The following is a 21,133-nucleotide window of genomic DNA, read 5'->3' on the forward strand; positions in this document are numbered from 1 at the left end:
CCCGCCCAGTGAGCGAGGTACCGCGTCAGGGCGGACGTCTCTGGGGGTGTGCCCCTCAGGGGCGGCTGCCGCCGGGGCCCGATTCGGCGGCCACCATCACCCGCCGCAGCAGGTCCGAGAGCTGCCTGCGCTCCTTCGCGTCGAGCGCGCCGAGCACCCGGTGCTCCTCGCCCCCGAGCCGGTCCAGCGCCTTGCGCCAGATCGCGCGGCCCGCCTCGGTCAGCTCTACGTCGACCCGGCGCCGGTCGGTCCTGGACGGCGTACGGACGACGAGGCCGCGGCGTTCGAGGCCGTCGAGGCGGCCCGTGACGGAGGCCGGGGCGAGGCCCAGGTCCGAGGCGAGTTCCGAGGGCGCCGCGCGTCCGCCGCGCCCCGCGAGCTTGTGCAGCGTGTCGTACTCGAACCGCTCCAACTCCACGTCGGCCAGGGCCTGCTCACGGGTTCTGCGCAGGTGCCGGGTGAGCTCGCCCGCGCGCGTGACCGCGCCCTCGATGTCCGGGTCGAGTTCCGGCATGAGCGGCAGCCAGCGCGCCAGATGCCCATCGGTCGAGTCGCGTTCCATGGGGGCAGTTTACGGTCAGATCCTTCGGCGCCAGATATTTCGCTGTCCGATATTTTGATCTCTGATACTTCGTTGACGAATACTTCGGTGACGAAATACATTCGCCCGCATGCCGCACTCCAGCCTCCGCCACCCGCTGTTACGCGACGCCTGCTTCCGCCGCTTCTTCCTCGGCCGCCTCCTCTCGCTGGTCGGCGACGCCGTCATCCCCTCCGCTCTCGCCCTCGCGGTGCTGCGCGCCACCGGCTCGGCCTCGGCGCTCGCGCTGGTCCTGGGCTGCGCGATGGTGCCGCGGCTCGTGCTTCTCCCCCTGGGCGGCGTGATCGCCGACCGCTTCAATCCGCGCATCGTGGCCCTGACCACCGACCTCGTACGCTGCGCCGGCCAGCTCTTCGTGGGCATCGAACTCCTCTCCGGGAAACCGGAGTTGTGGCAGATCGCGGTCGCCGAGGCGATCGGCGGCGCGGCCTCCGCCTTCGCCATGCCGACGCTCGCCTCACTGATCGTCGGCATCGTCGGCGAGAAGGACCGGCAGGCCGCCAACTCCGCCCTCGCCGTGGTCCGCAGCGGCACGCTGGCGGGCGGTCCGGCGCTCGCCGGGCTGCTCGTCCTGACCGCGGGTCCCGGCTGGGCGTTCGTGCTGGACGCCGCCTCGTTCGCCGTCAGCGCCGCCCTGCTCGCCACCCTGCGGCTCAGCCGCACCACGACACCCCCCGAGGAGCGCCGCTCCCTCCGGTCCGACCTCGTCGAGGGCTGGCACGAGGTGCGCTCGCGCGGCTGGTACTGGACGAGCCTCGTCGCCCACGCCACCTGGAACGGCGCGGCAGCCGTGTTCGCCACCCTCGGACCGGCCGTCGCCGTCAAGGAACTGGGCGGCGACGGCGCCTGGATCATGATCGCCCAGGCCGGCGCCGTCGGCCTCCTCCTCGGATCACTCCTGTCCGGGCGGGCCCGCCCCCGCCGCCCGATCCTCACGGGCAACCTGGTCCTGACCACGTACGTCCTGCCGCTGGGGCTGCTCGCCCTGCACGCCCCCGCACCGGCGGTCGCCGCCGCGTTCGGCGTCGCCCTGGCCGGTCTCGGCTTCTTCAACCCCCTGTGGGAGACGGCGGTGCAAACGGCCGTTCCCGCGGCGGTCCTCGCCCGCGTCACCTCGTACGACTGGCTGCTCTCGCTGGCCGCAATGCCCCTCGGCTACGTCCTCGCCCCGCTCGCCGCCGACGCCTGGGGCGAGGCGACCCCGCTGTGGATCGCGGCGGCGGCCGTGGGCCTGGCCTGCGTGGCCACGGCGGGGGTGCCCGGCGTACGGCGGTTCACGCTGAACACCCCTGCCAACGCCCCTGACTCAGAAGTCAGTTCACCAGGTCGACCCCGTCGTCCGTCAGCTCCACGTCGTACACCAGCGGACCGCCCCCGACGGTGATGTGGCGGGCGCGCGGCGCCACTCCGTGCGCCGTCACCGCCAGGACGTACGCCCCCGGCGCGGGCACCGACACGATGTACGAGCCGTCGGCGAGGGACGTGACGCGGTCGAGCTGGCGGCCGCCCCTGGAGACGAGGGTCACGGAGGCGCCGGCCAAGGGGGCGCCGTCGGGGGTGCGCAGGAATCCGTGGACGACCGTGGCTCCGCCGGTGCTGCTGCTCTCCACGGGCTCCGCGGTCTTGATGAGGCCGGCGCTCTCGATGGGCTCGGCCGGCGGTGCGGCGGGCGGCTCGGCCGCCTCCACGGCCAGGTGCGGGAGCCGGCGGTCCAGCCAGTCCGGCAGCCACCAGTTGGCGCGGCCGAGGAGATGCATCGCCGCCGGGACCAGCGCCGTGCGCAGGATGAACGCGTCGAGTGCGACCGCCGCGGCCAGCCCGATGCCCGCCATCGCGCCGTCCATGTCGCCGCTCAGGACGAAGGCCGAGAACACGCAGATCATGATGAGAGCCGCACAGTTGATGACCCGGCTCGTCTCGGCGAGGCCGACGCGCACGGCCCGCGCGTTGTCCCCGGTGTGCACCCACTCCTCGTGCATCCGGCTCACCAGGAACACCTGGTAGTCCATCGAGAGGCCGAACAGCAGCGACAGCATGATCACCGGCAGGAACGCGGTGATCGGCCCCTCCTTCCCGATGCCGAGGAACTCCGTCCCCCAGCCCCACTGGAAGACCGCCACCAGGACGCCGAACGACGCGGCCGCCGCGATCAGGTTCATCAGCGCGGCCGTGAGCGGCACGACGAGCGAGCGGAACGCGATCAGGAGCAGCAGGAAGCCGAGCCCGATGATGGCGCCCACGAAGTAGGGCAGCCGGTCGCCGGTCACCGACGCGAAGTCCTTGAAGACGGCCGTCACCCCGCCGACGTGCGCCTCGACACCGGCTTCCGGGATCACGTCGTCACGCAGCCGGTCGATGAGCCGGTCCGTCCCGACGGACTGCGGTGACGTCTCCGGCACGACCTGGATGACCGTGATGCCCGCGGCGGGCGGGGCCGCGGCGGCCTGCGCGACGTCGCCCGTCGCACGGATCGTCCTGACCAGCTCCGTGGTGTCGGCGCCGCCCGGCACGACGACCTGAAGCGGCCCGTTGAAGCCGGGCCCGAAGCCCTCCGCGAGCAAGTCGTACGCCTGCCGGGTCGTCGTCGACTCCTGGTTGTTGCCCTGGTCGGTGGCGCCGAGCCGCAGCGACAGTACGGGCAGCGCGAGCACCGCCATGACGACCAGAGCCATCGCCGCCATCGAGCGCGGGCGTTTTTGCACATACGCCGACCAGCGCGCCGCGGGACCGCTCGCGTCGGCGGGATCCGGTCCCGCCGCCGCGAGCTTCCGCCGCTGCTTGCTGCTGAGTACGCGCGGGCCGAGCAGGCCGAGGAGCGCGGGCAGGAGGGTGATCGCCGCCAGGACGCTGAGCACGACCGTGAGGGACGTGGCGATGACGACACCGTCCAGGAAGCGCAGGTTCATGACCAGCATTCCGGCGAGCGCGATGCACACGGTGCCGCCCGCGAACAGGACCGCGCGCCCCGACGTGTTGAGGGCGCGCACCGCCGACTCCTCCGGTTCGAGCCCCCGCTGGATGCCGCGCCGGTGCCGGGTGACGATGAAGAGCGCGTAGTCGATGCCGACGCCGAGACCGATCAACGAGCCGAGCAGCGGGGCCACTTCGGGCACGTTCGTCACATGGCTGAGCAGCATCGTCGCCATCATTCCGCTGCCGACGCCCATGATCGCGACGACGATCGGAAGCAGCATCGCGAAGAGCGAGCCGAAGGCCAGGAAGAGGACGACGGCCGCCGCCGCGATGCCGACCACCTCGGATACGCCGGTGGGCGGCTCCTGGATACGGGTGATGGCCTGACCGCCCACCTCGACCTGGAGGCCGTCGCGTTCGGCACCCTGAGCCGTGTCGACGACTTTCTGGACCAGGTCTTTGGGGACCTCGTTCGCCTGGTCGGTGAAGGTGATCTGCGCGTAGGCGGTGCGGCCGTCGCGGCTGATCTGCGCGGCGCCGTTCTTCTCGTAGGGGCCCGCGACCTGGCCGACGCCCCGCATTCCGGCGATCTCCATCAGCGCGGGCTCGATCCGGGACCGTACGGCCGTGTCCGTCACCGACCTCGCGTCGCCGGACGCCCGCCACACCACGGTGTCCGTGTCACCCGAGCTCTGCGGGAACGCCTTCGTCATCAGGTCGTACGCCTGCTTGGAGTCCGTGTCGGGCAGGGAGAACACGTTCGAGTAGTCGGTCCCCGCCGAGGTGCCCGCGGCCCCCAGGCCGAACAGCGCTCCCACCCACAGCACCAGGACCACCAGGCGGTGCCGGTAGCACCACCGTGCCAATGCCGTCACGTTTGCCACTCCTTCGGTCTTCCGTCACCGGGAGCGCGGCCGTAACTCCGGCGCGGGCTCCGCGGGTTCCCCCGGGCCTGCCTCGGCCTCAGCATCCGTGGGCGCGGGCGCACGACGGCACGGCGCGGCCATGACTCTCAAGGAACTCCAAGGGGCGGGCAGGGCTGAGCGGGGGCGGGCGCGCCGATACTGGACTTATGAACGCTGGGGGTATGAATGCCGGGCATGTGAACTCGGGGCCTGTGAAATCGGGACAGGCGAAGGGTGGGCCCGTGAATGCCGGGCACGCGGACGCCGGTCCCGTGAATGCCGGGCACGCGGACGCCGGTCCCGTGGGTGCCGGGCACGTGAGCAACGCGGAGCACCCCGCGGGAGCCACCGTGCTCATCGTCGAGGACGAGCCGAGCATCGCCGACGTCCTCGCGATAGCCCTGCGCTACCACCGCTTCGAGGTCATGACCGCGGGCACCGTCCGCGAGGGCCTCGCCCTGGCCACACGTACCCGGCCCGACGCCGCGCTCCTCGACGTGATGCTTCCGGACGGCGACGGCCGGGCGCTCGGGCGTGAACTGCGCGCCCGCAGGCCCGATCTGGCCCTCGTCTTCCTGACCGCGCGCGACGCGCCCGCCGAGATCGTGGGCGCGCTCGGCTTCGGCGACGACTACATCACCAAGCCGTTCAACATCGACGAGGTCGTGGCCAGACTGGGCGCCGTCCTGCGCCGCACCCGGTCGGCCGACGTCCTGCCCGAACGCCCGCCGCTGCGCTACGGCGACCTCGAACTCGACGAGACGGCCTACACCGTCCACCGCTCGGGCCACACGGTCCAGCTCACGCCCACCGAGTACGCGCTCCTGCGCTTCCTCGTGCGCAACGGCGGCCGCGTCGTGCCCAAGGAACAACTCCTGCGGCACGTATGGCAGTACGAGCACACCGCCGAGTCGACCGTCGTCGAGACCTACATCAGCTACCTGCGGCGCAAACTCGAAGCGCTGGGGCCGCCGTTGATCACGACGCGGCGGGGGGTCGGATACGGGCTTGCGGGTGGGGCGTGAAGCGGGGGCGGGGGCACGCGCCTGGCCGGAGCCGGCGGTTCCACTCCCTGCGCGCCAAACTCACCCTCGTCAACGTGGCGCTGCTTGCCCTCGGCATCGTCGCCGCGACCGCCGTCAGCCTCATGGGCATGCGCCACTACCTCCTCGCGAGCGTCGACGCCGAGCTGACGTCGTCCCGCACCTCGCTCCAGCGCACCGGCCTCACCCTCAAGCAGATCGAGTCGCTCAGCGAACTGGGCATCGCCCTCGACAAACTCTCTCCCGGCCCCGACTCCACGGATTCCGGGGCGAGTTCACTGCCGCGCAACGAAACCGTGTTCGTGGCCGTCGACCGGGCCGGCGAGCCCATCACCGTAGGCACCCTGCGCCCCACCGCCCGCCAGCGCGACCTGGCCTCCGCGGTCGACGATCCGAAGGCGCTCGCCACCGCCGACGAGCCGCGCGACGTCACCGTGCACGGCGACCCGTACCGCGCGGTGGGCGCCCGACTCGCCGACGGCACGACCGTGCTGCTCGCCACCTCGACGGCCAACGTCCAGACCGGCATCCACAAGGCCCTCAGGCTCGACATCGCCCTCGGCACGGGCCTGCTCGCGTTGCTCGCCGTCCTCACGATGATCGGCGTCAGCCACCGGATGCGGCCCCTCGAAGACATGGTCGAGACCGCGTCGGCCATCGCCGACGGAGACCTCGCACGGCGCGTGCCGCCGCACCACGACACCGCCCTGGAGGTCGAACAACTGCGGCTCGCCCTCAACTCCATGCTCCACCAGGTCGAAACGGCTTTCGAGACCCGCGAGCGCAGCTCCGCGCAACTGCGGCGGTTCGTCGCCGACGCCTCCCACGAACTGCGCACGCCGCTCGCCGCGATCCGCGGCTACCTCCAGCTCTACGACAAGGGGATGCTCCGCGACCCGGCGGAACGCACCCGCGCCCTGGGCCGCGTCCATGCCGAGGCCGACCGCATGAGCCGACTCGTCGACGAACTGCTCACCCTGGCCCGCCTCGACCAGGGCCCCGAACTGCGCCTGCGGAACGTCGACCTGAGCCGGCTGGTCCGCGAAGCCGCCGACGATCTGCGCGTGCAGCAGCCGGACCGCCCGGTCCAGGTCGCAGCTGACGGCGCGCTGCTCGTCCGCGCCGACGAGTCGGGCCTGCGCCAGATCCTCGGGAACCTCCTCGCCAACGTACGTACCCACACACCGGAGGACGCCCCCGTCAGCGTCTCGCTCGAACGCGCGGACGGGACGGTGCGGCTGTGCGTGGCCGACGAGGGCCCGGGGCTCGACGAGGAGGACGCGGCACGGATCTTCGACCGCTTCTTCCGGGCGGGCGGAGGTGCCGGCAGCGGTCTGGGCCTGGCGATCGTGCAGGGGGTGGTGTCGGCGCACGGCGGCGAGGTGTCGGTGCGGACGGCTCCGGGGGCGGGGGTACGGGTGACGGTGGTGCTGCCGGGGGGTGGGGGGCCTGTGGGTGAGGTTCCTGCTGTGGCTGAGGGGGATCCCGTGAGTGAGGCCTCGTCGGATCCGGTCAGATCCAGCCGAGCTGCCACAACCGGAACACCCCGGTTCCGTCCGACAGATACTGCCCGCCGGTGATGTCCTCCGTGCTCAGCACGTACTCCTTGCGCTGCCACAGAGGGATGAGCGGGACGTCGCGCGCGACCGCTTCCTGGAGCTTGCGGAAGTCGCCCATGGTGCGGCTGCGGTCCTCGTACTGCTGACTGGCCTGGATCAGGCCGTCGACCTCTTTGCTGCTGTATCCGTTGTGCATGCCGGACCCGGTGCGCACGAGCTGCGCGGTGAACGTGTCCGGATCGGGGAAGTCCGGCAGCCAGCCGACCGCGTACGCGTCGAGCTTCCCGCTCGCGTACCGCGTCTGGAAGTCGGTCCACTCGTAGTAGCGCAGGCTCACCTTGAACAGCCCGCTCGCCTCCAGTTGCCGCTTGATCTCCTTCGCCTCTGACGCGGACGCGGCGCCGCGCGAGTACGCGAACTCGAAGCGGACCGGCGCGCTCACCCCGGCCTCCTGGAGCAGCTTGCGCGCACGGGCGGCGTCCGGCTTCGGATACGCGTCGAAGAACGCGGTCGTGTGCCCGGTGATGCCGCGCGGGATCAGGGAGTAGAGGGAGTCGACGGTGCCTTGGTACGTCGAGGAGACCAGCCGGTCCCGGTCGAGGAGCGTGGCGAGGGCCTGCCGCACCCGGCGGTCGTGCAACGGGCGGCCCGTCCGCACATTGAGGACGAGATTGCGGGTCTCCGCGCTCTCGACCTCGGTGAGCCGCTCCCCCTTGTCGCTCGGCGCGTACGAGGCGAGCAGCGCGGGCGGCAGCTGCCGAGCGGCGACGTCGACCGAACGGGCCTTCCAGGCGGACTCGAGGGCGGCCGAGTCCTTGAAGTAGCGCAGGGTGGTGGGCTTCCCGACGCTCTGGACCGCGCCCTGGTAGTGGGAGTTGGGGACGAGCTTGGCCTGTTTGCCGGGCGTGTACGAGCTGAGGCTGTAGGGGCCGGTGCCGTCGACACGGGTACGGGTACGCAGGCTGCGCGCCGGGTACTGGGTGCTGTCGACGATGGAACCGGCGCCCGTGGCGACCTTGAACGGGAACGTCGCGTCGGGCGAGGACAGCTGGAAGGTCACCGTCCGCGCCCCGCTCGTCTCGACCTTGCCGAGCGTGTCGAGCAGGGTGGCGGGGCCCACCGGCGAGTTGATGGCCTTGACCCGGTCGAAGGAGAACTTCACGTCCTTGGCCGTGACCGCGCGACCACTCGGGAACGTCAGCCCGTCACGCAGCTCGCAACGGTAGGTGAGCAGCCCCTGGCCGACGAACCCGCAGTGCTTCGCGGCATCCGGCACGGGCGCGGCGCCACCCGCGTCGAACGTCAGGAGTGACTGGAACACGTTGCTGTACAGCGCCCATGATCCGGCGTCGTACGCACCGGCCGGATCGAGCGACGTCACGGCATCGGTCGTCCCGACGGTGATCGTCTTCCCCTGCTCGTCCCGTTCCGGAAGCAGCTGCCAGGCGCCGGCTCCGGCGGCGGCAAGCACCATGAACGTGGCAAATACCCGCATGCGAATCGACCGCATCGCGCCCCTCCCCAGTGACGTGGATCACTGAATCACAGGAGTTTGAGCCGTGGGAAGAGGAGGTGACGAGCTTTTGAAGACCTTGAGGCACCCTGTGAGCAACTTGTGGGCAAGGGGGTTTCGAGCCTGTTTCGGGGCGGGGTCTTTTGGGGGGACGGAGGGCGACTGACGGGCTTCTTTGGGGCGGCGGGCCTTTTCGGGGCGGTGGCTTTGGGTCGGGGCGGCGGGCTTTTCGGGGCGGTGGCTTTGGGGTTGGGGCGGCGGGCTTTCGTGGCGGTGGCTTTTTGTTGAGGGCCGGGGAGATGCCTCCCCCGGTCCCCAACCTCACGCCTGCTTCGACGCCAGCTCGACGACCGTGATGTCCGAGGGAGCGCCCACCCGGACCGGCGGGCCCCACGCGCCGGCCCCCCGGCTCACGTACAACTGCGTGTCGCCGTACCGCTCCAGGCCCGCCAGCGTCGGGTTGGCCGCGTCGGCGATGAAGTTGCCCGGCCAGAGCTGGCCGCCGTGAGTGTGGCCCGACAACTGGAGGTCGACGCCATGCTTCACCGCCTCGTGGATCATCACGGGCTGGTGGGCGAGGAGAACGGCGGCGCGGCCGGGGTCGCGGGCGCCGAGCGCCTTGTCGTAGTCGGGCCCGTCGCCGTAGTTCTCGCCGGTCACGTCGTTCACCCCGGCCAGGTCGAACGCGCCCATCTCTGCACGCGCATTCTCCAGAGGCCGCAGGCCGATCTCACGGACGTGCTCGACCCACGGCTCGGCGCCCGAGAAGTACTCGTGGTTGCCCGTCACGAAGTACGTGCCGTGGCGGGCCCGCAGTCCCGCGAGCGGCGCGACGGCCGGCGCCAGGTCCTCGACACTGCCGTCGACCAGGTCTCCGACGACCGCGATGAGGTCGGGCTGCGTGGAGTTGATCGTGTCGACGACCTTCTGGGCGAACCCACGCCCCAGAACCGGTCCCAGATGGATGTCGCTGACGACCGCGATCCTGAACCCGTGCGCCGAACGCGGCAGCCGTGCCAGCGGAACCGTGACCCGCTTCACCTTGGGCCCGCGCAGCACGCCGTACGCACCGGTCCCGACGATCCCGGTGGCCGCGACGACGGCGGCACCACCGACGACGCGAGAGACAAAGAGCCGACGCGAGGGCTCGGACGCGACCGGGGACATATCGGGCTTGAGGGTGTGGCCGCTGGTGTTGGTGCTGGTGTTGGCGTTGGCGTTAGTGGGGGTGGAGGACGCGGCGGACGGCTCGTCGGGCTCGCGCGTCGGAACCAGTACGGGCTCCGGCACGGGCCCCGCCTCCGCGCCGCCCGGCGCGGACCTGCGATCGAGGAAACGCCGCAGCAGGGGGCGCACCACCTCACCCACGAGGACCGCGAGCACCAGATAGAGGGAGAAGGCCATCCACAGGAACCCGGGCCAGGACAGGACCTGCTGCAACCAGAACGGCGCACCGGCCCGCTCGCTCGCCACCGCCGCGAACATCAGCAACGGCCCCAACACGAACACGACCGTGCCCGCTCGCCGCGCGAGACCGGCCCGAGCCGTGGTGTCGCGCACCAGGCGGCGCCACGCGTACCAGTGCAGACCGGCGAACGCCGCGAGCGACGCAAGCCCTGCGATCACTAATACGGCGATCACTACACCGCTCCCCCCGTTGCGTTCGTCGCGCTGTCCGTTGCGGTGTTCCTCACGTCACGCCCGACGCAGGGCACGCAGCCCGCGGAACCCGATGACCCCAACCACCGTCCCCAAGACAAAGGAGACAACGGCGAGCGTCAGATGCACCCAGAAGTAGGCGGTCGGGTCGCCGGCGTCGTCGAAGGCAAGCCCGCTCCCGTCCTTCCACAGGTTCTTGACGAAAGTGACCCAGATGACCCAGCTCCAGACACCGAAGGCGAGCAGGAACCAGGAGACGGGGCGGCTGAGCTTCATACCCTCAGTATCGCCAGTCCTCCGTCCGCACCGCCGCCGGGGTGGGGAGCAGGAGACACAGGACACCTCGGCGAAGACTTACGAGCCCCAGCCATGTACGTTCACGACCGTGCCTGCCTCGAATGAGTCGTATTTCACGACCGCCTCTGCCAAGATCGAGTCTCTTTTTGAGCGTTCCGGTCTGAAGCGTTCCGGTCCTCGGCGCTCCGGTCCTCGGCGTGCCGGGCGCTGGTCCGCCGTAGCCGCCACGGTCGCCGCCTCCGCCACTCTCGTCTCGGTCTGCTGCGCATCACCCGCACTGGCAGACGACAAGCCGGGGTCTTCCAAGGACAAGGCGAAGCCGCCGGCCTCGATGTCGACGGTGGGCGGCGCACAGCTGGGCAAGCCGGGCACACAGGTGAATCTGGCGAACGGCGCCCCCGTCCTGCCCAAGAATCTGAGCGCGCGCTCCTGGATCGTCACGGACGCCGAGTCGGGCCAGGTACTCGCCTCGCACAACGCGCACTGGCGCCTGCCCCCCGCCAGCACCCTCAAGATGCTCTTCGCCGACACGGTCCTCCCCAAGTTCCCCAAGACGCAGACGCACAAGGTCGTCCCTTCCGACCTGGCCGGCATCGGCGAGGGCTCCAGCATGGTCGGCGTCAAGGAGGACTACACCTACACCGTCCACGACCTGTGGCTCGGCGTGTTCCTCCGCTCCGGCAACGACGCGGTCCACGTCCTGTCCGCCCTCAACGGTGGTGTCCCGCAGACCGTCAAGGACATGCAGTCCCACGCCGACGAGCTCCAGGCCCTCGACACCCACGTGGTCAGCCCCGACGGCTACGACGCCCCCGGCCAGGTCTCCTCCGCCTACGACCTCACTCTCTTCGCCCGCTCGGGCCTGCAGAAGAAGGACTTCCGCGAGTACTGCGCGACGGCGACCGCGAAGTTCCCCGAGTCACAGAAGAAGGGCAAGACCACCAGCTCCTTCGAGATCCAGAACACCAACCGGCTCATCACCGGCGACATGGGCCTCGACCCCTACAAGGGCATCGCCGGGGTCAAGAACGGCAACACCACCAACGCCGGCGCCACCTTCACCGGAGTCGCCGAACGCAACGGCAAGGTCCTCCTCGTCACCGTCATGAACCCCGACTCCGGCGAGAACCAGGCCGTCTACCAGGAGACGGCCCGTCTCCTCGACTGGGGTTTCAAGGCCGACGGCAAGGTCACCCCGGTGGGACAGCTCGTCGCGCCCAAGAGCGCCGACACCGGCGGCTCCGGCGGCTCCTCCGCGAGCCCGAAGGGCGACAACGGAGCTGCGGCACCCGGCAAGGCGTCGACCGCCCACGCCTCCGTCCAGAACGGCTCCAGCGGCGTGGGTACCGCCCTGGCCATCACTGGCGGCGCCCTCCTCCTCCTGGCCGCGGCCGCCTTCCTCGTCAACCGCCGCTGGCCCCTGCCCGAACTGGTACGCCGCCTCCCCCGGCGCTGACGGGCCCCCGCCCGGGGCGCCACCTCTGCCCGGCTCAAGTGCACCGGCGCCGTCCGTCTCAGGCGGCGCCGGCCCGCGCCACCCCCGGCGGTTCCGCCCCCGGCTCGGCCTCGTCCAGTACGTCCGAATCGGGCCGCCCCCGCGTGGCCGTCCAGGCCGCGCAGAACAGCAGCAGCTTCGCCGTGAAGTTGATCCACAGCATCAGGGCCACCGGCGTACCGAACGCCCCGTACATGCTCTTCGACGCCACCTCCTTCATATAGCTGCCGAGCAACAGCTTCAGCAGCTCGAACCCTGCCGCCCCGATCAGCGCCGCCGTCAACAGCTCCCGCCTATGCGGGTGAACACCCGGCAGCAGCGTCAGGACATAGAGCAGCAGCAGGAAGTCCGCGAGCACAGCGATCGCGAACGCCACCGCCCTGAGCAGCGCGCCGCCCCATCCGTCATGGGCGATGCCGAGCTGGTCCGCCGTCCACCCCACTGCGGTCGAGGCGAGCATCGACGCCGCCAGTGAGGCGAGCCCGGCCCCACCCAGCCCCACCAGAACCCCGGCGTCCGTGACCTTGCGCATGACCGGGTTCTCGTCCGTGTCCTCCAGCTCCCAGACGGCGCGCAGGCACTCTCTTATCGAGCCGACCCACCCGATGCCGGTGAAGAGCAGCAACGCCCCCGCCACCAGACCCACCGTGCCCGCGTTCGCGACGAGCGAGCCCAGGTCCAACTGGTCGGAGATGCCGGGCACCTGCTCCGCGATCTTGTCCTGGAGCGTCTTCTGCCGCTCCGCGCTGAGCGTGCCGGCCGCGATCGCCGCGGCCACGGTCAGCAGCGGGAACAGCGCCAGGAAGCTGATGAACGTCATCGCCGCCGCGAGCCGCGTCCAGTGCACCTGGTCGAGCCGCTCGTAGGCGCACCACGCGTGCGTACGCATGAGCCGTACGACGATCGGCCCGACGCCGGGGAGTCTCTTCAGCCAGTCCATGATCCGAGCCTGCCCTCCCTGACCGTTCTCGCACGTCTCGCCGGCATCGCCGCCCGGAAGACAAGGGTCCGAGTACCCCAGAACCGCAAAGCCGTGGCCAGCACCATGCCCACCCCCGCCCCGGACACCGTGTCCGCGCGCTGCGACGTGAGCCCCAGCCCGTAGTGCGACACGGCGATACACAACAGCTGCACCAGCGCCCCCGCAACATTGACCGCGAAGAACACCCCGTACCGCCGCACCCGTGACACCTCGACCACCGCCCGGCGATAGGTACCGAGCGCGTTCCCCACGTACGCGACCGTGCAACCAGCAAGGAACGAAAGCGACTTGGCGACGATCGGATCCCACCCCACCGACCCTCTCAGCCACACGAAGATCCCCAGGTCGGCGACGTACGCCCAGCTCCCCACAATCGCGAACCCCACCAGCTCGCGCCCAAGCCTCTTCATCCACCACCATCCCCGAACCCACCACGACCGCTCATCCCCCACGCCCCACGTGCCGCGCCCTCCCGGAACGGGCCTGCCCTCAGCACGCCCTCACTCGACACGCCCTCACTCGACACTCACCAGTTGGCGACCGCGAGCCCGTACATCGCCACCCACACCAGGCCGATCACGGCCAGTGCTCTGTCCCGCAGAACGACGTCCTCCGGCTCACCCGCCGTGCCACGGTCGGCGAAGACCGCGTAGCGCAGGACGGCGAGAATGAAGGCCACCATCGACAGCTGTCTCCACGGCAGCAGACTTGTTCTCGCCACCCCGCCTTCCTCCATGGCCCAGAGGCAGTAGGCGAGAACGGCCACCCCTGCGGCAAGCTGCCAGACGAACCGCAGATAGCCGGTCGTGTACTCCGACAGCAACGCCCGCGTCGCCCCCGACTTCCCGGCCATCTGCACGGCCTCGGAGTACCGCTTGGCCGACACCATGAACAGCGCCCCGAACCCCGTCGTGATCAGGAACCACCGTGACAGGGGAATCCCCAGCGCGAGCCCGCCGATCATGGCCCGCATCAGAAATCCGGCGGTCACCACGACGAGATCGACGACGAGAACGTGCTTGAGACTGATGCAGTACGCCAGTTGCATCCCGACGTAGGCGGTCAGCAGCACCGCCGTCATCGGGGTGCACAGGGCCGCGGCCACCAGCGGCGCGAGAACCGCGAGCCCGCCCCCGACCACATAGGCCACCGCCACCGGAACGTGCCCCGCGGCCACGGGCCTGTTCCGCTTGACCGGGTGCGCCCGGTCCGCCTCGGCGTCCCGCGCATCATTGATCAGATACACGGCGGAGGCGGCCGCCGTGAACAGCAGGAAGACCATGACCAGTTGTGCCGCCGCGTGCCACGAAAACAGCTCACCGGCCGACGCGGGTGCGGCCACAACGAGCACGTTCTTCACCCATTGCCGCGGCCTCGCCGTCTTCAACAAGCCGGCCGGCAATCCGGGCATCGTCGCCGCGCGCGGCCCCGGCATCGACTGCCCCCGCGGCCGGTCCAACAACGCCGTGGGCGCCCTGTGCCGCGCCTGTTCGGACGCGTGCGCCAACGACGTTCCGTCTTCCGCTCCCCCCGCATCCATCGCGTTCCCCACCTCTTCCCTTCGCTCAGTCCGTTCCGTCATCGCCGGGCACCCCCGGCCACCCAACGAGCCCCGAGCCGCGCGGCGACCGCCCCGAGCGCAGCCCCCGCGGCCACGTCCGACGGGTAGTGCACCCCGACGACCATGCGAGAGACGCACATCGCCGCCGCCAACGGCGGGACGAGCCGCGCCCCCACCGGCCGCAACGCCCCGTACGCCACTGCCGCAGCGGCGGCCGAAGCCGCGTGCGAGCTGGGGAAGGAATGCCGCCCCGCCGTCCGCACAAGCGGTTCCACACCGATCTCCACGCCCGGCCGCGGCCTCCGGACGACCCGCTTGACTCCCATGCTGGCCAGGTGCGCCGCGGCGGTCAGCGCCGTACCGCGCAGCCACGCCCCTCGTCGCTCCCGGTCGGCCACCGCCCCCAGCAGCCCCGCACCGAGCCAGAGCGCCCCGTGCTCCCCGCTCCAGGACAGTGCGCGCGCGGCCATTGCCACGCGCCGGTCCGTACCGCAGTCGCGCAATGCCGACAGCAATCGGCGGTCCATGTCGTCCACGTGGCTCACTCTGCGGGCCAAAACCCCCATATCTCAGACAATTTGTGATGACATCCACTCAATCACCCATTTCAGTGAGAGCTTGGTTCGTTTGGGGCGAAGGCCTCATCTATGGGCGATACGGTCGCATTCATGGCTGCCGATCCCGCTCCCCCCGCTGCCCGCACACCCACCGTCGCCCCCGGCGTCACACCCCCCGGCCCAGCCGCCCCTGCCGCGCCGCCCACATCTGCGCCCACATCTGCGCCCGCACCTGCGCCCGTCTCACCGGCCGCCCCAGCACCGAGCACTCCCCCGACCGCTTCGCCTTCCCCCGACGCCGCCCACGACGGTCCCTCCGGCGGCATCCTCGACACCGTCCCCGTGACGGGCTGGGGCCGCACCGCCCCCACCGCCGCCCGCATCGTGCGCCCCCGTTCCTACGCGGAAGCAGCAGCCGTGGTCCGTGCGTGCGGGACGTCGGGCCACCGGGGCAACATCGCCCGTGGCCTGGGCCGGGCCTACGGAGACGCGGCGCAGAACGCCGGCGGCAGCGTCCTGGACATGACCGGCCTGGACCGCATTCACGCGATCGACGCGTCCGGCGGGACCGTGCTGTGCGACGCGGGCGTCTCCCTGCACCGCCTGATGGAAGTCCTCCTCCCCCTGGGCTGGTTCGTCCCCGTGACCCCCGGCACCCGCTACGTCACGGTGGGCGGCGCGATCGGCGCCGATATCCACGGCAAGAACCACCACGTCTCGGGCTCGTTCTCCCGCCACGTCCTCGCCCTGGAACTGCTCACGGCCGACGGTGAGGTGCGGATCGTCGAGCGCGGCAGCGAGCTCTTCGACGCCACAACCGGCGGCATGGGACTCACCGGGATCATCCTCACCGTCACCCTCCAACTCCTCCCTGTCGAAACCTCGTTCATGTTGGTCGACACCGAACGTGTCGTTGACCTCGACGGCTTGATGGCCCGACTCACCGAGACCGATCACCTCTACCGCTACTCAGTCGCCTGGATCGACCTCCTGGCCCGCGGTGCCGCGATGGGCCGCTCGGTACTCACACGCGGTGATCACGCCCCGCTGGATGCCGTTCCCGCACGGGCCCGCAGGGCGCCTCTGACGTTCCGCCCCGGACAGCTCCCAGCACCGCCCGGATTCGTGCCCGAAGGGCTCCTGGGCCGGAGGACCGTCGGCCTCTTCAACGAGCTCTGGTACCGCAAGGCCCCTACGTCACGCGTCGGCGAGATCCAGAAGCTCTCCTCGTTCTTCCACCCCCTCGACGGCGTACCGCACTGGAATCGCATCTATGGGCGCAGTGGATTCGTCCAGTACCAATTCGTCGTCGGATTCGGCCAGGAGGAAGCGCTTCGCCGCATCGTGCAGCGCATCTCCGAGCGCCGCTGCCCCTCTTTCCTGGCGGTCCTCAAGCGCTTCGGCGACGGGGATCCCGGCTGGCTTTCCTTTCCCATGCCCGGCTGGACGCTGGCCCTCGACATTCCCGCGAACCTGCCGGGCCTCGGCGCGTTCCTCGACGAACTCGACGAGGAAGTGGCCGCGGCGGACGGACGCGTCTACCTCGCCAAGGACGCGCGGCTAAGGCCCGAACTGCTCTCGACGATGTATCCCCGCCTCGACGAATTCCGTGCCCTGCGAGCCACGTTGGACCCGCGAGGCGTATTCCGCTCGGATCTGTCCCGGCGCCTCGGACTCTGAATGGATCGGGAACGAGCGCCACGACCAGGGCCCTCGCACATGCCGGCAATCGCTCCCCCACATCGCGCGCACGTCGTACCCCCCTCACCCGGCACGGCCCCTCCGCACCGATTCACTTTTGGTACACCGCTCGCGCCGTCCGGGTTCCCATCCCGCCCCCACCGATTTCGGTCCCGCCTATTTGGAGTTCGGTTCTCATGAAGGACGCTTTCGGCACCCCCCAGTCCCTGCTCGTCCTCGGCGGCACCTCCGAGATCGCCCTCGCCACCGCCCGACGCCTCGTGGCACGGCGGACCCGAACGGTGTGGCTGGCCGGCCGCCCGTCCCCCGCCCTCGACCGTGCGGCCGCCGAACTCCGCGACATGGGCGCCGACGCCCGTACCGTCGCCTTCGACGCGCTCGACTCCGAGGCCCACGAGGTGACGCTGGGCAAGGTGTTCGCCGAGGGTGACATCGACATGGTGCTACTGGCGTTCGGGATCCTCGGCGACCAGGCCCGCGACGAGGACGAGCCGCTCTCCGCCGTGCGCGTCGCGCAGACCAACTACACCGGCGCCGTATCGGCGGGCCTCATCTGTGCCCGCGCCCTGCAGTCCCAGGGCCACGGCTCGCTGGTGGTGCTCTCGTCGGTCGCGGGCGAGCGGGCCCGCCGGTCCAACTTCATCTACGGGTCGAGCAAGGCCGGCCTGGACGCCTTCGCGCAGGGCCTCGGCGACGCGCTCCACGGCACCGGCGTGCATGTGATGGTCGTCCGCCCCGGCTTCGTACGGTCAAAGATGACAGCGGGCATGGCGGAAGCGCCGATGGCCACCACGCCGGAGGCGGTGGCACAGGCGATCGAGACGGGGCTCAGGCGCCGGTCGGAGACCGTGTGGGTGCCGGGGGCGCTGCGCATGGTGATGTCGGCGCTGCGGCATGTCCCGCGTCCGGTGTTCCGGCGCCTGCCGATGTAAGCCGCGTCGGACAGCGGCCGGCCGAGTCGCTTCGCGTCAGCGAGCCGGCTGTCGGCCCCGCTTCGAACGGTCGGGACCCTGCGCGGGCACGGCCGGGCCGCCGAAGGGGAACTCGCGCAGCTTGCGCCAGATACCGTCGGCGCCCTGCTCGTACAGCGCGAATCCGGTGCACTGCCAGGCCGCCTCATATCCGGCGAGGTCCTCGTATGCCCGGTCCATCGCTTCCTCCGCGATGCCGTGCGCCACCGTGACGTGCGGGTGATACGGAAACTGCAGCTCGCGCGCGACCGGACCCGACGCGTCACGTACCTGCTTCTGCAGCCACGTGCAGGCCTCGGCGCCCTCCGCGACCTGTACGAACACAACGGGAGACAGCGGACGGAAGGTTCCCGTCCCCGCGAGCCGCATCGCGAAGTTCCGCCCCGCGGCGGCGACCTCCTCGAGATGGGCCTCGATCGAAGGCAGCGACCCGTCCTCCACCTCTGTCGGCGGGAGCAGAGTGACGTGCGTGGGGATGCCGTGCGCCGCGGGGTCACCGAAGCCCGCGCGCCGCTCCTGGAGCTGGCTGCCGTGTGGCTCCGGGACCGCGATCGAAACGCCGATCGTTACGGTCCCCACGTCGTACTCCTGTCGTCGTGTGGTGGGCGGGTGGCGGTAAGGCCGTTCAGGCGGGGCTGGGGCTCAGTGCTTCGCGGGCAGCAGCCCGACCTTGTCGTATGCCTGGGCGAGGGTTTCGGCGGCGACAGCACGCGCCTTCTCCGCGCCCTTGGCCAGGATCGAGTCGAGCGTCTCCGGGTCGTCCAGGTACTCCTGGGTACGGGTCCGGAACGGTGTCACGAAGTCCACCATGACCTCTGCCAGGTCCGTCTTGAGCGCACCGTACATCTTGCCCTCGTAGTTCTGCTCCAGTTCCGGGATACCTGTGCCGGTGAGGGTGGAGTAGATGGCGAGGAGGTTGCTGACGCCCGGCTTGTTCTCCGGGTCGAACCGGATCACGGTGTCGGTGTCGGTGACCGCGCTCTTGACCTTCTTGGCGGTGATCTTCGGCTCGTCGAGAAGGTTGACGAGCCCCTTCGGCGTCGATGCCGACTTGCTCATCTTGATCGACGGGTCCTGGAGGTCGTAGATCTTCGCCGTCTCCTTGAGGATGTACGGCGCCGGGACCGTGAAGGTCTCGCCGAATCGGCCGTTGAAGCGCTCGGCGAGGTCGCGCGTCAGCTCGATGTGCTGACGCTGGTCCTCGCCCACGGGCACCTGGTCGGCCTGGTAGAGCAGGATGTCCGCGACCTGGAGGATCGGGTACGTGAAGAGGCCGACGGTCGCGCGGTCGGCGCCCTGCCTGGCGGACTTGTCCTTGAACTGCGTCATGCGGGAGGCCTCGCCGAAGCCCGTCAGACAGTTCATGACCCAGCCGAGCTGCGCGTGCTCGGGGACTTGGCTCTGCACGAACAGCGTGCAGCGGTCCGGGTCCAGGCCGGCGGCGAGGAGCTGCGCCGCGGCGAGCCGAGTGTTGGCCCGGAGCTCCTTCGGGTCCTGCGGCACGGTGATCGCGTGCAGGTCCACAACCATGTAGAACGCGTCGTGAGACTCCTGCAGCGCCACCCACTGGCGGACCGCGCCGAGGTAGTTGCCGAGGTGGAACGAGCCTGCGGTGGGCTGGATTCCTGAGAGCACGCGGGGACGATCAGAGGCCATGCTCCTCATTGTCTCAGGTGTCTCTCATTGGTTGGAAACAGGTGGGCGACGGATGCACGACAAGTGCCGAACCGTGTACGGAGAGCCGTCGCCCACCCCGCCCGGCGTGTCGCCGGGATCTGGCTCCGAGATCTCGCTTCGGACCTGTCTGCGGAGCGAGTTCGGAAAACCTGTGCGACGGGTGGGAACCGATGCGCGGGGTGCGGTGTATCAACGATGTGAGGACACAGGGGGAGGTCCTGGAGGGGGGCCGCGTCGTCGACGACGAGCGTGCGGTGATCGCTCGCGTGCGCGCCGGAGATGTGGAGGCGTACGCAGTGTTGGTGCGCGCCTTCACCGGGCTGGCGCTGCGGGCGGCCCGGGCCCTCGGGGCGGGCGCGGACGCGGAGGACGTGGTGCAGCAGGCCTTTTTCAAGGCCTACTGCGCCCTGGGACAGTTTCGGGACGACTCGTCGTTCAAGCCGTGGCTGCTCGCGATCGTCGCCAATGAGACGAGGAACACAGTGCGCTCGGCGGTGCGACAGCGTTCGGTCGTGGGGCGGGAAGCGACGTTGATAGAGGCCGAGCCGCTGATACCCGAGACCACGGATCCGGCGGTCGCGGCCGTCCACGACGAGCGGCGGACGGCATTGCTCGCCGCGCTCGAGGAGCTGAGCGAGGAGCATCGGCTGGTCGTCACGTACCGGTATCTGCTGGAGATGGACGAGGCGGAGACGGCCGAGGCGCTCGGCTGGCCGCGCGGCACAGTGAAGTCGAGGCTCAATCGCGCGCTGCGGAAGCTGAAGCGGATTCTTCCGGCCGAGCTGGACCCGCGGGAGGGAGGTGATGAGCATGAGTGAGCCGCGCCACGAGCACGACGGGAGCCACGGCCCCAGCAAGGCGCACGGGCCCCGCGCGGGTCGCGGGCTGCCGGATGAGCTGCGGGCGCTGGGCAGGTCCCTGGACGGTCTGGGCCCCGGCGGCGAGTCGATGGCCGAGCGGGTACTGGCGCAGATACTCGCCGAGTCGGTTCCGGCGCCGGTGGCCGAGCCGGGGGCGGCCCCTGCCCAGGTGCGGCGGGCGCGCCGCTGGATACGGAAGCGGTGGCGGATGCTCACTGCGGGGATGTGCGGAGTGCTGACCGTGCTCGTGCTCACGCCTCCGGTGCGGGCCGCGGTCGCCGACTGGTTCGGCTTCGGCAGCGTGGAGGTCCGGTACGACCCCTCGGCCCTGCCGTCGTCCGGTGCTCATGTCCCCGGGTGCGGTACGTCGCTCTCGCTGGGTGAGGCCCGACGAGAAGCCGGATTCGAACCCCTGGTGCCGGACGAGCTGGGGATGCCTGACGCCGTCACGGTGACGCGGGAACCGAGATCGCGTTTCTTGATCACGCTGTGCTGGCGCGAGGACGGGCACACGATCCGACTCGACGAGTACCCGGCCCAGCTCGACATCGGGTACACGAAATCGGTGCGTATGCAGCCGCGCTGGGTCGACCTCGGCCCGGATACGGGGCTGTGGTTCGCCCAGCCCCATCTGCTCAGTTTCTGGATGCTCGACGGCAACGGCGACCGGTGGACCCGCTCGGAACGCGCCGCGGGCCCGACGCTCCTGTGGACCCGTCGGCAGCAGGTGACACTCCGCCTGGAGGGAATCGACTCCCAGGAGCGGGCGATGGAGATCGCACGCTCGGTACGGAAGCCGGACGCCGTCCGCTGATATCCGCGGGCTGAGCCGGCGGGCT

At 70.6% G+C, this 21,133-nt stretch carries 19 protein-coding genes; 8 read left to right on the forward strand and 11 right to left on the reverse strand.

Annotated elements, in window-relative coordinates; all coding sequences use genetic code 11:
* Positions 1-55 precede the first annotated feature (55 nt).
* On the reverse strand, positions 56-562 hold the full coding sequence (locus OG698_RS20275) for a MarR family winged helix-turn-helix transcriptional regulator (RefSeq protein ID WP_406104523.1): 507 nt from the start codon (positions 560-562) through the stop codon (positions 56-58).
* Positions 563-671: 109 nt separating this feature from the next.
* Here OG698_RS20275 and OG698_RS20280 point away from each other — a divergent pair, with 109 nt between their 5' ends.
* Complete coding sequence (locus tag OG698_RS20280) at positions 672-1,985, forward strand: MFS transporter (protein ID WP_406104524.1); 1,314 nt, start codon at positions 672-674, stop codon at positions 1,983-1,985.
* Here the strand turns inward: OG698_RS20280 and OG698_RS20285 are convergent.
* The gene (locus OG698_RS20285) at positions 1,915-4,380 is read right to left on the reverse strand and encodes an MMPL family transporter (RefSeq protein ID WP_406111177.1); all 2,466 of its coding nucleotides are present in this window, start codon (positions 4,378-4,380) and stop codon (positions 1,915-1,917) included. The two genes, OG698_RS20280 and OG698_RS20285, sit on opposite strands and share 71 nt — an antisense overlap.
* 389 nt (positions 4,381-4,769) lie before the next feature.
* Here OG698_RS20285 and OG698_RS20290 point away from each other — a divergent pair, with 389 nt between their 5' ends.
* Positions 4,770-5,444: a response regulator transcription factor gene (locus OG698_RS20290; RefSeq protein WP_227300528.1), complete on the forward strand. Its 675-nt coding sequence runs from the start codon at positions 4,770-4,772 to the stop codon at positions 5,442-5,444.
* 74 nt (positions 5,445-5,518) lie between these two features.
* On the forward strand, positions 5,519-7,042 hold the full coding sequence (locus OG698_RS20295) for an ATP-binding protein (RefSeq protein WP_406104526.1): 1,524 nt from the start codon (positions 5,519-5,521) through the stop codon (positions 7,040-7,042).
* On the opposite strand, the gene OG698_RS20300 is transcribed toward OG698_RS20295, so the two are convergent.
* The 3 genes from OG698_RS20300 to OG698_RS20310 form a co-directional block, all read right to left on the reverse strand.
* The gene (locus OG698_RS20300; RefSeq protein WP_406104527.1) at positions 6,975-8,531 is read right to left on the reverse strand and encodes an ABC transporter substrate-binding protein; all 1,557 of its coding nucleotides are present in this window, start codon (positions 8,529-8,531) and stop codon (positions 6,975-6,977) included. The two genes, OG698_RS20295 and OG698_RS20300, sit on opposite strands and share 68 nt — an antisense overlap.
* Positions 8,532-8,855: 324 nt before the next feature.
* Positions 8,856-10,175 carry a metallophosphoesterase gene (locus tag OG698_RS20305; protein WP_406104529.1) on the reverse strand — a complete coding sequence of 440 codons (1,320 nt, stop codon included), beginning with the start codon at positions 10,173-10,175 and terminating at the stop codon, positions 8,856-8,858.
* A gap of 54 nt (positions 10,176-10,229) precedes the next feature.
* A complete protein-coding gene (locus OG698_RS20310) occupies positions 10,230-10,469 on the reverse strand; it encodes an SCO4848 family membrane protein (protein ID WP_234374403.1) in 240 nt (79 codons plus the stop codon).
* Here OG698_RS20310 and OG698_RS20315 point away from each other — a divergent pair.
* Positions 10,408-11,946, forward strand: a complete 1,539-nt coding sequence (locus OG698_RS20315; RefSeq protein ID WP_406104531.1) for a D-alanyl-D-alanine carboxypeptidase — start codon at positions 10,408-10,410, stop codon at positions 11,944-11,946. The genes OG698_RS20310 and OG698_RS20315 overlap by 62 nt on opposite strands.
* Positions 11,947-12,004: 58 nt before the next feature.
* Here the strand turns inward: OG698_RS20315 and OG698_RS20320 are convergent, their stop codons facing one another.
* The 4 genes from OG698_RS20320 to OG698_RS20335 all read right to left on the reverse strand — a co-directional run bounded on the left by OG698_RS20320 (position 12,005) and on the right by OG698_RS20335 (position 15,055).
* The gene (locus tag OG698_RS20320) at positions 12,005-12,925 is read right to left on the reverse strand and encodes a YihY/virulence factor BrkB family protein (protein WP_406104532.1); all 921 of its coding nucleotides are present in this window, start codon (positions 12,923-12,925) and stop codon (positions 12,005-12,007) included.
* On the reverse strand, positions 12,913-13,377 hold the full coding sequence (locus OG698_RS20325; RefSeq protein WP_406104534.1) for a GtrA family protein: 465 nt from the start codon (positions 13,375-13,377) through the stop codon (positions 12,913-12,915). Before OG698_RS20325 ends, OG698_RS20320 begins: the two co-directional genes overlap by 13 nt.
* 116 nt (positions 13,378-13,493) lie before the next feature.
* Positions 13,494-14,507: a decaprenyl-phosphate phosphoribosyltransferase gene (locus OG698_RS20330; RefSeq protein ID WP_406111179.1), complete on the reverse strand. Its 1,014-nt coding sequence runs from the start codon at positions 14,505-14,507 to the stop codon at positions 13,494-13,496.
* Positions 14,508-14,545: 38 nt separating this feature from the next.
* Entirely contained in the window at positions 14,546-15,055 is a 510-nt protein-coding gene (locus OG698_RS20335; protein ID WP_406111181.1) for a phosphatase PAP2 family protein, read from the reverse strand.
* Between the two features lie 141 nt (positions 15,056-15,196).
* Here OG698_RS20335 and OG698_RS20340 point away from each other — a divergent pair, with 141 nt between their 5' ends.
* Positions 15,197-16,765, forward strand: a complete 1,569-nt coding sequence (locus OG698_RS20340; RefSeq protein WP_406104535.1) for an FAD-binding protein — start codon at positions 15,197-15,199, stop codon at positions 16,763-16,765.
* 197 nt (positions 16,766-16,962) lie between these two features.
* Entirely contained in the window at positions 16,963-17,718 is a 756-nt protein-coding gene (locus OG698_RS20345) for a decaprenylphospho-beta-D-erythro-pentofuranosid-2-ulose 2-reductase (RefSeq protein ID WP_100594776.1), read from the forward strand.
* Between the two features lie 36 nt (positions 17,719-17,754).
* On the opposite strand, the gene OG698_RS20350 is transcribed toward OG698_RS20345, so the two are convergent.
* Together OG698_RS20350 and trpS are read right to left on the reverse strand one after the other, a co-directional pair.
* Positions 17,755-18,336 carry a 2'-5' RNA ligase family protein gene (locus OG698_RS20350; RefSeq protein ID WP_406104537.1) on the reverse strand — a complete coding sequence of 194 codons (582 nt, stop codon included), beginning with the start codon at positions 18,334-18,336 and terminating at the stop codon, positions 17,755-17,757.
* Between the two features lie 63 nt (positions 18,337-18,399).
* The gene (gene trpS, locus OG698_RS20355; RefSeq protein WP_406104539.1) at positions 18,400-19,413 is read right to left on the reverse strand and encodes a tryptophan--tRNA ligase; all 1,014 of its coding nucleotides are present in this window, start codon (positions 19,411-19,413) and stop codon (positions 18,400-18,402) included.
* 191 nt (positions 19,414-19,604) lie between these two features.
* Here trpS and OG698_RS20360 point away from each other — a divergent pair, with 191 nt between their 5' ends.
* Both OG698_RS20360 and OG698_RS20365 read left to right on the forward strand, forming a co-directional pair.
* Positions 19,605-20,252: an RNA polymerase sigma factor gene (locus OG698_RS20360; RefSeq protein WP_383616017.1), complete on the forward strand. Its 648-nt coding sequence runs from the start codon at positions 19,605-19,607 to the stop codon at positions 20,250-20,252.
* Positions 20,245-21,108, forward strand: a complete 864-nt coding sequence (locus OG698_RS20365; RefSeq protein ID WP_406104541.1) for a hypothetical protein — start codon at positions 20,245-20,247, stop codon at positions 21,106-21,108. Before OG698_RS20360 ends, OG698_RS20365 begins: the two co-directional genes overlap by 8 nt.
* Positions 21,109-21,133: the final 25 nt, after the last annotated feature.

It is taken from the genome of Streptomyces sp. NBC_01003, from assembly GCF_045162695.1.
Classification (GTDB): domain Bacteria; phylum Actinomycetota; class Actinomycetes; order Streptomycetales; family Streptomycetaceae; genus Streptomyces.

Excerpts from the sequence above, each read along its gene's own strand:
- OG698_RS20275 (WP_406104523.1), bottom strand. The coding sequence starts at position 562 with ATGGAACGCGACTCGACCGATGGGCATCTGGCGCGCTGGCTGCCGCTC.
- OG698_RS20280 (WP_406104524.1), top strand. The coding sequence starts at position 672 with ATGCCGCACTCCAGCCTCCGCCACCCGCTGTTACGCGACGCCTGCTTC.
- OG698_RS20300 (WP_406104527.1), bottom strand. The coding sequence starts at position 8,531 with ATGCGGTCGATTCGCATGCGGGTATTTGCCACGTTCATGGTGCTTGCC.
- OG698_RS20315 (WP_406104531.1), top strand. The coding sequence starts at position 10,408 with ATGACCCAGCTCCAGACACCGAAGGCGAGCAGGAACCAGGAGACGGGG.
- OG698_RS20310 (WP_234374403.1), bottom strand. The coding sequence starts at position 10,469 with ATGAAGCTCAGCCGCCCCGTCTCCTGGTTCCTGCTCGCCTTCGGTGTC.
- OG698_RS20320 (WP_406104532.1), bottom strand. The coding sequence starts at position 12,925 with ATGGACTGGCTGAAGAGACTCCCCGGCGTCGGGCCGATCGTCGTACGG.
- OG698_RS20325 (WP_406104534.1), bottom strand. The coding sequence starts at position 13,377 with ATGAAGAGGCTTGGGCGCGAGCTGGTGGGGTTCGCGATTGTGGGGAGC.
- OG698_RS20330 (WP_406111179.1), bottom strand. The coding sequence starts at position 14,507 with ATGGATGCGGGGGGAGCGGAAGACGGAACGTCGTTGGCGCACGCGTCC.
- OG698_RS20335 (WP_406111181.1), bottom strand. The coding sequence starts at position 15,055 with ATGGACCGCCGATTGCTGTCGGCATTGCGCGACTGCGGTACGGACCGG.
- OG698_RS20340 (WP_406104535.1), top strand. The coding sequence starts at position 15,197 with ATGGCTGCCGATCCCGCTCCCCCCGCTGCCCGCACACCCACCGTCGCC.
- OG698_RS20345 (WP_100594776.1), top strand. The coding sequence starts at position 16,963 with ATGAAGGACGCTTTCGGCACCCCCCAGTCCCTGCTCGTCCTCGGCGGC.
- trpS (WP_406104539.1), bottom strand. The coding sequence starts at position 19,413 with ATGGCCTCTGATCGTCCCCGCGTGCTCTCAGGAATCCAGCCCACCGCA.
- OG698_RS20360 (WP_383616017.1), top strand. The coding sequence starts at position 19,605 with ATGCGCGGGGTGCGGTGTATCAACGATGTGAGGACACAGGGGGAGGTC.
- OG698_RS20365 (WP_406104541.1), top strand. The coding sequence starts at position 20,245 with ATGAGTGAGCCGCGCCACGAGCACGACGGGAGCCACGGCCCCAGCAAG.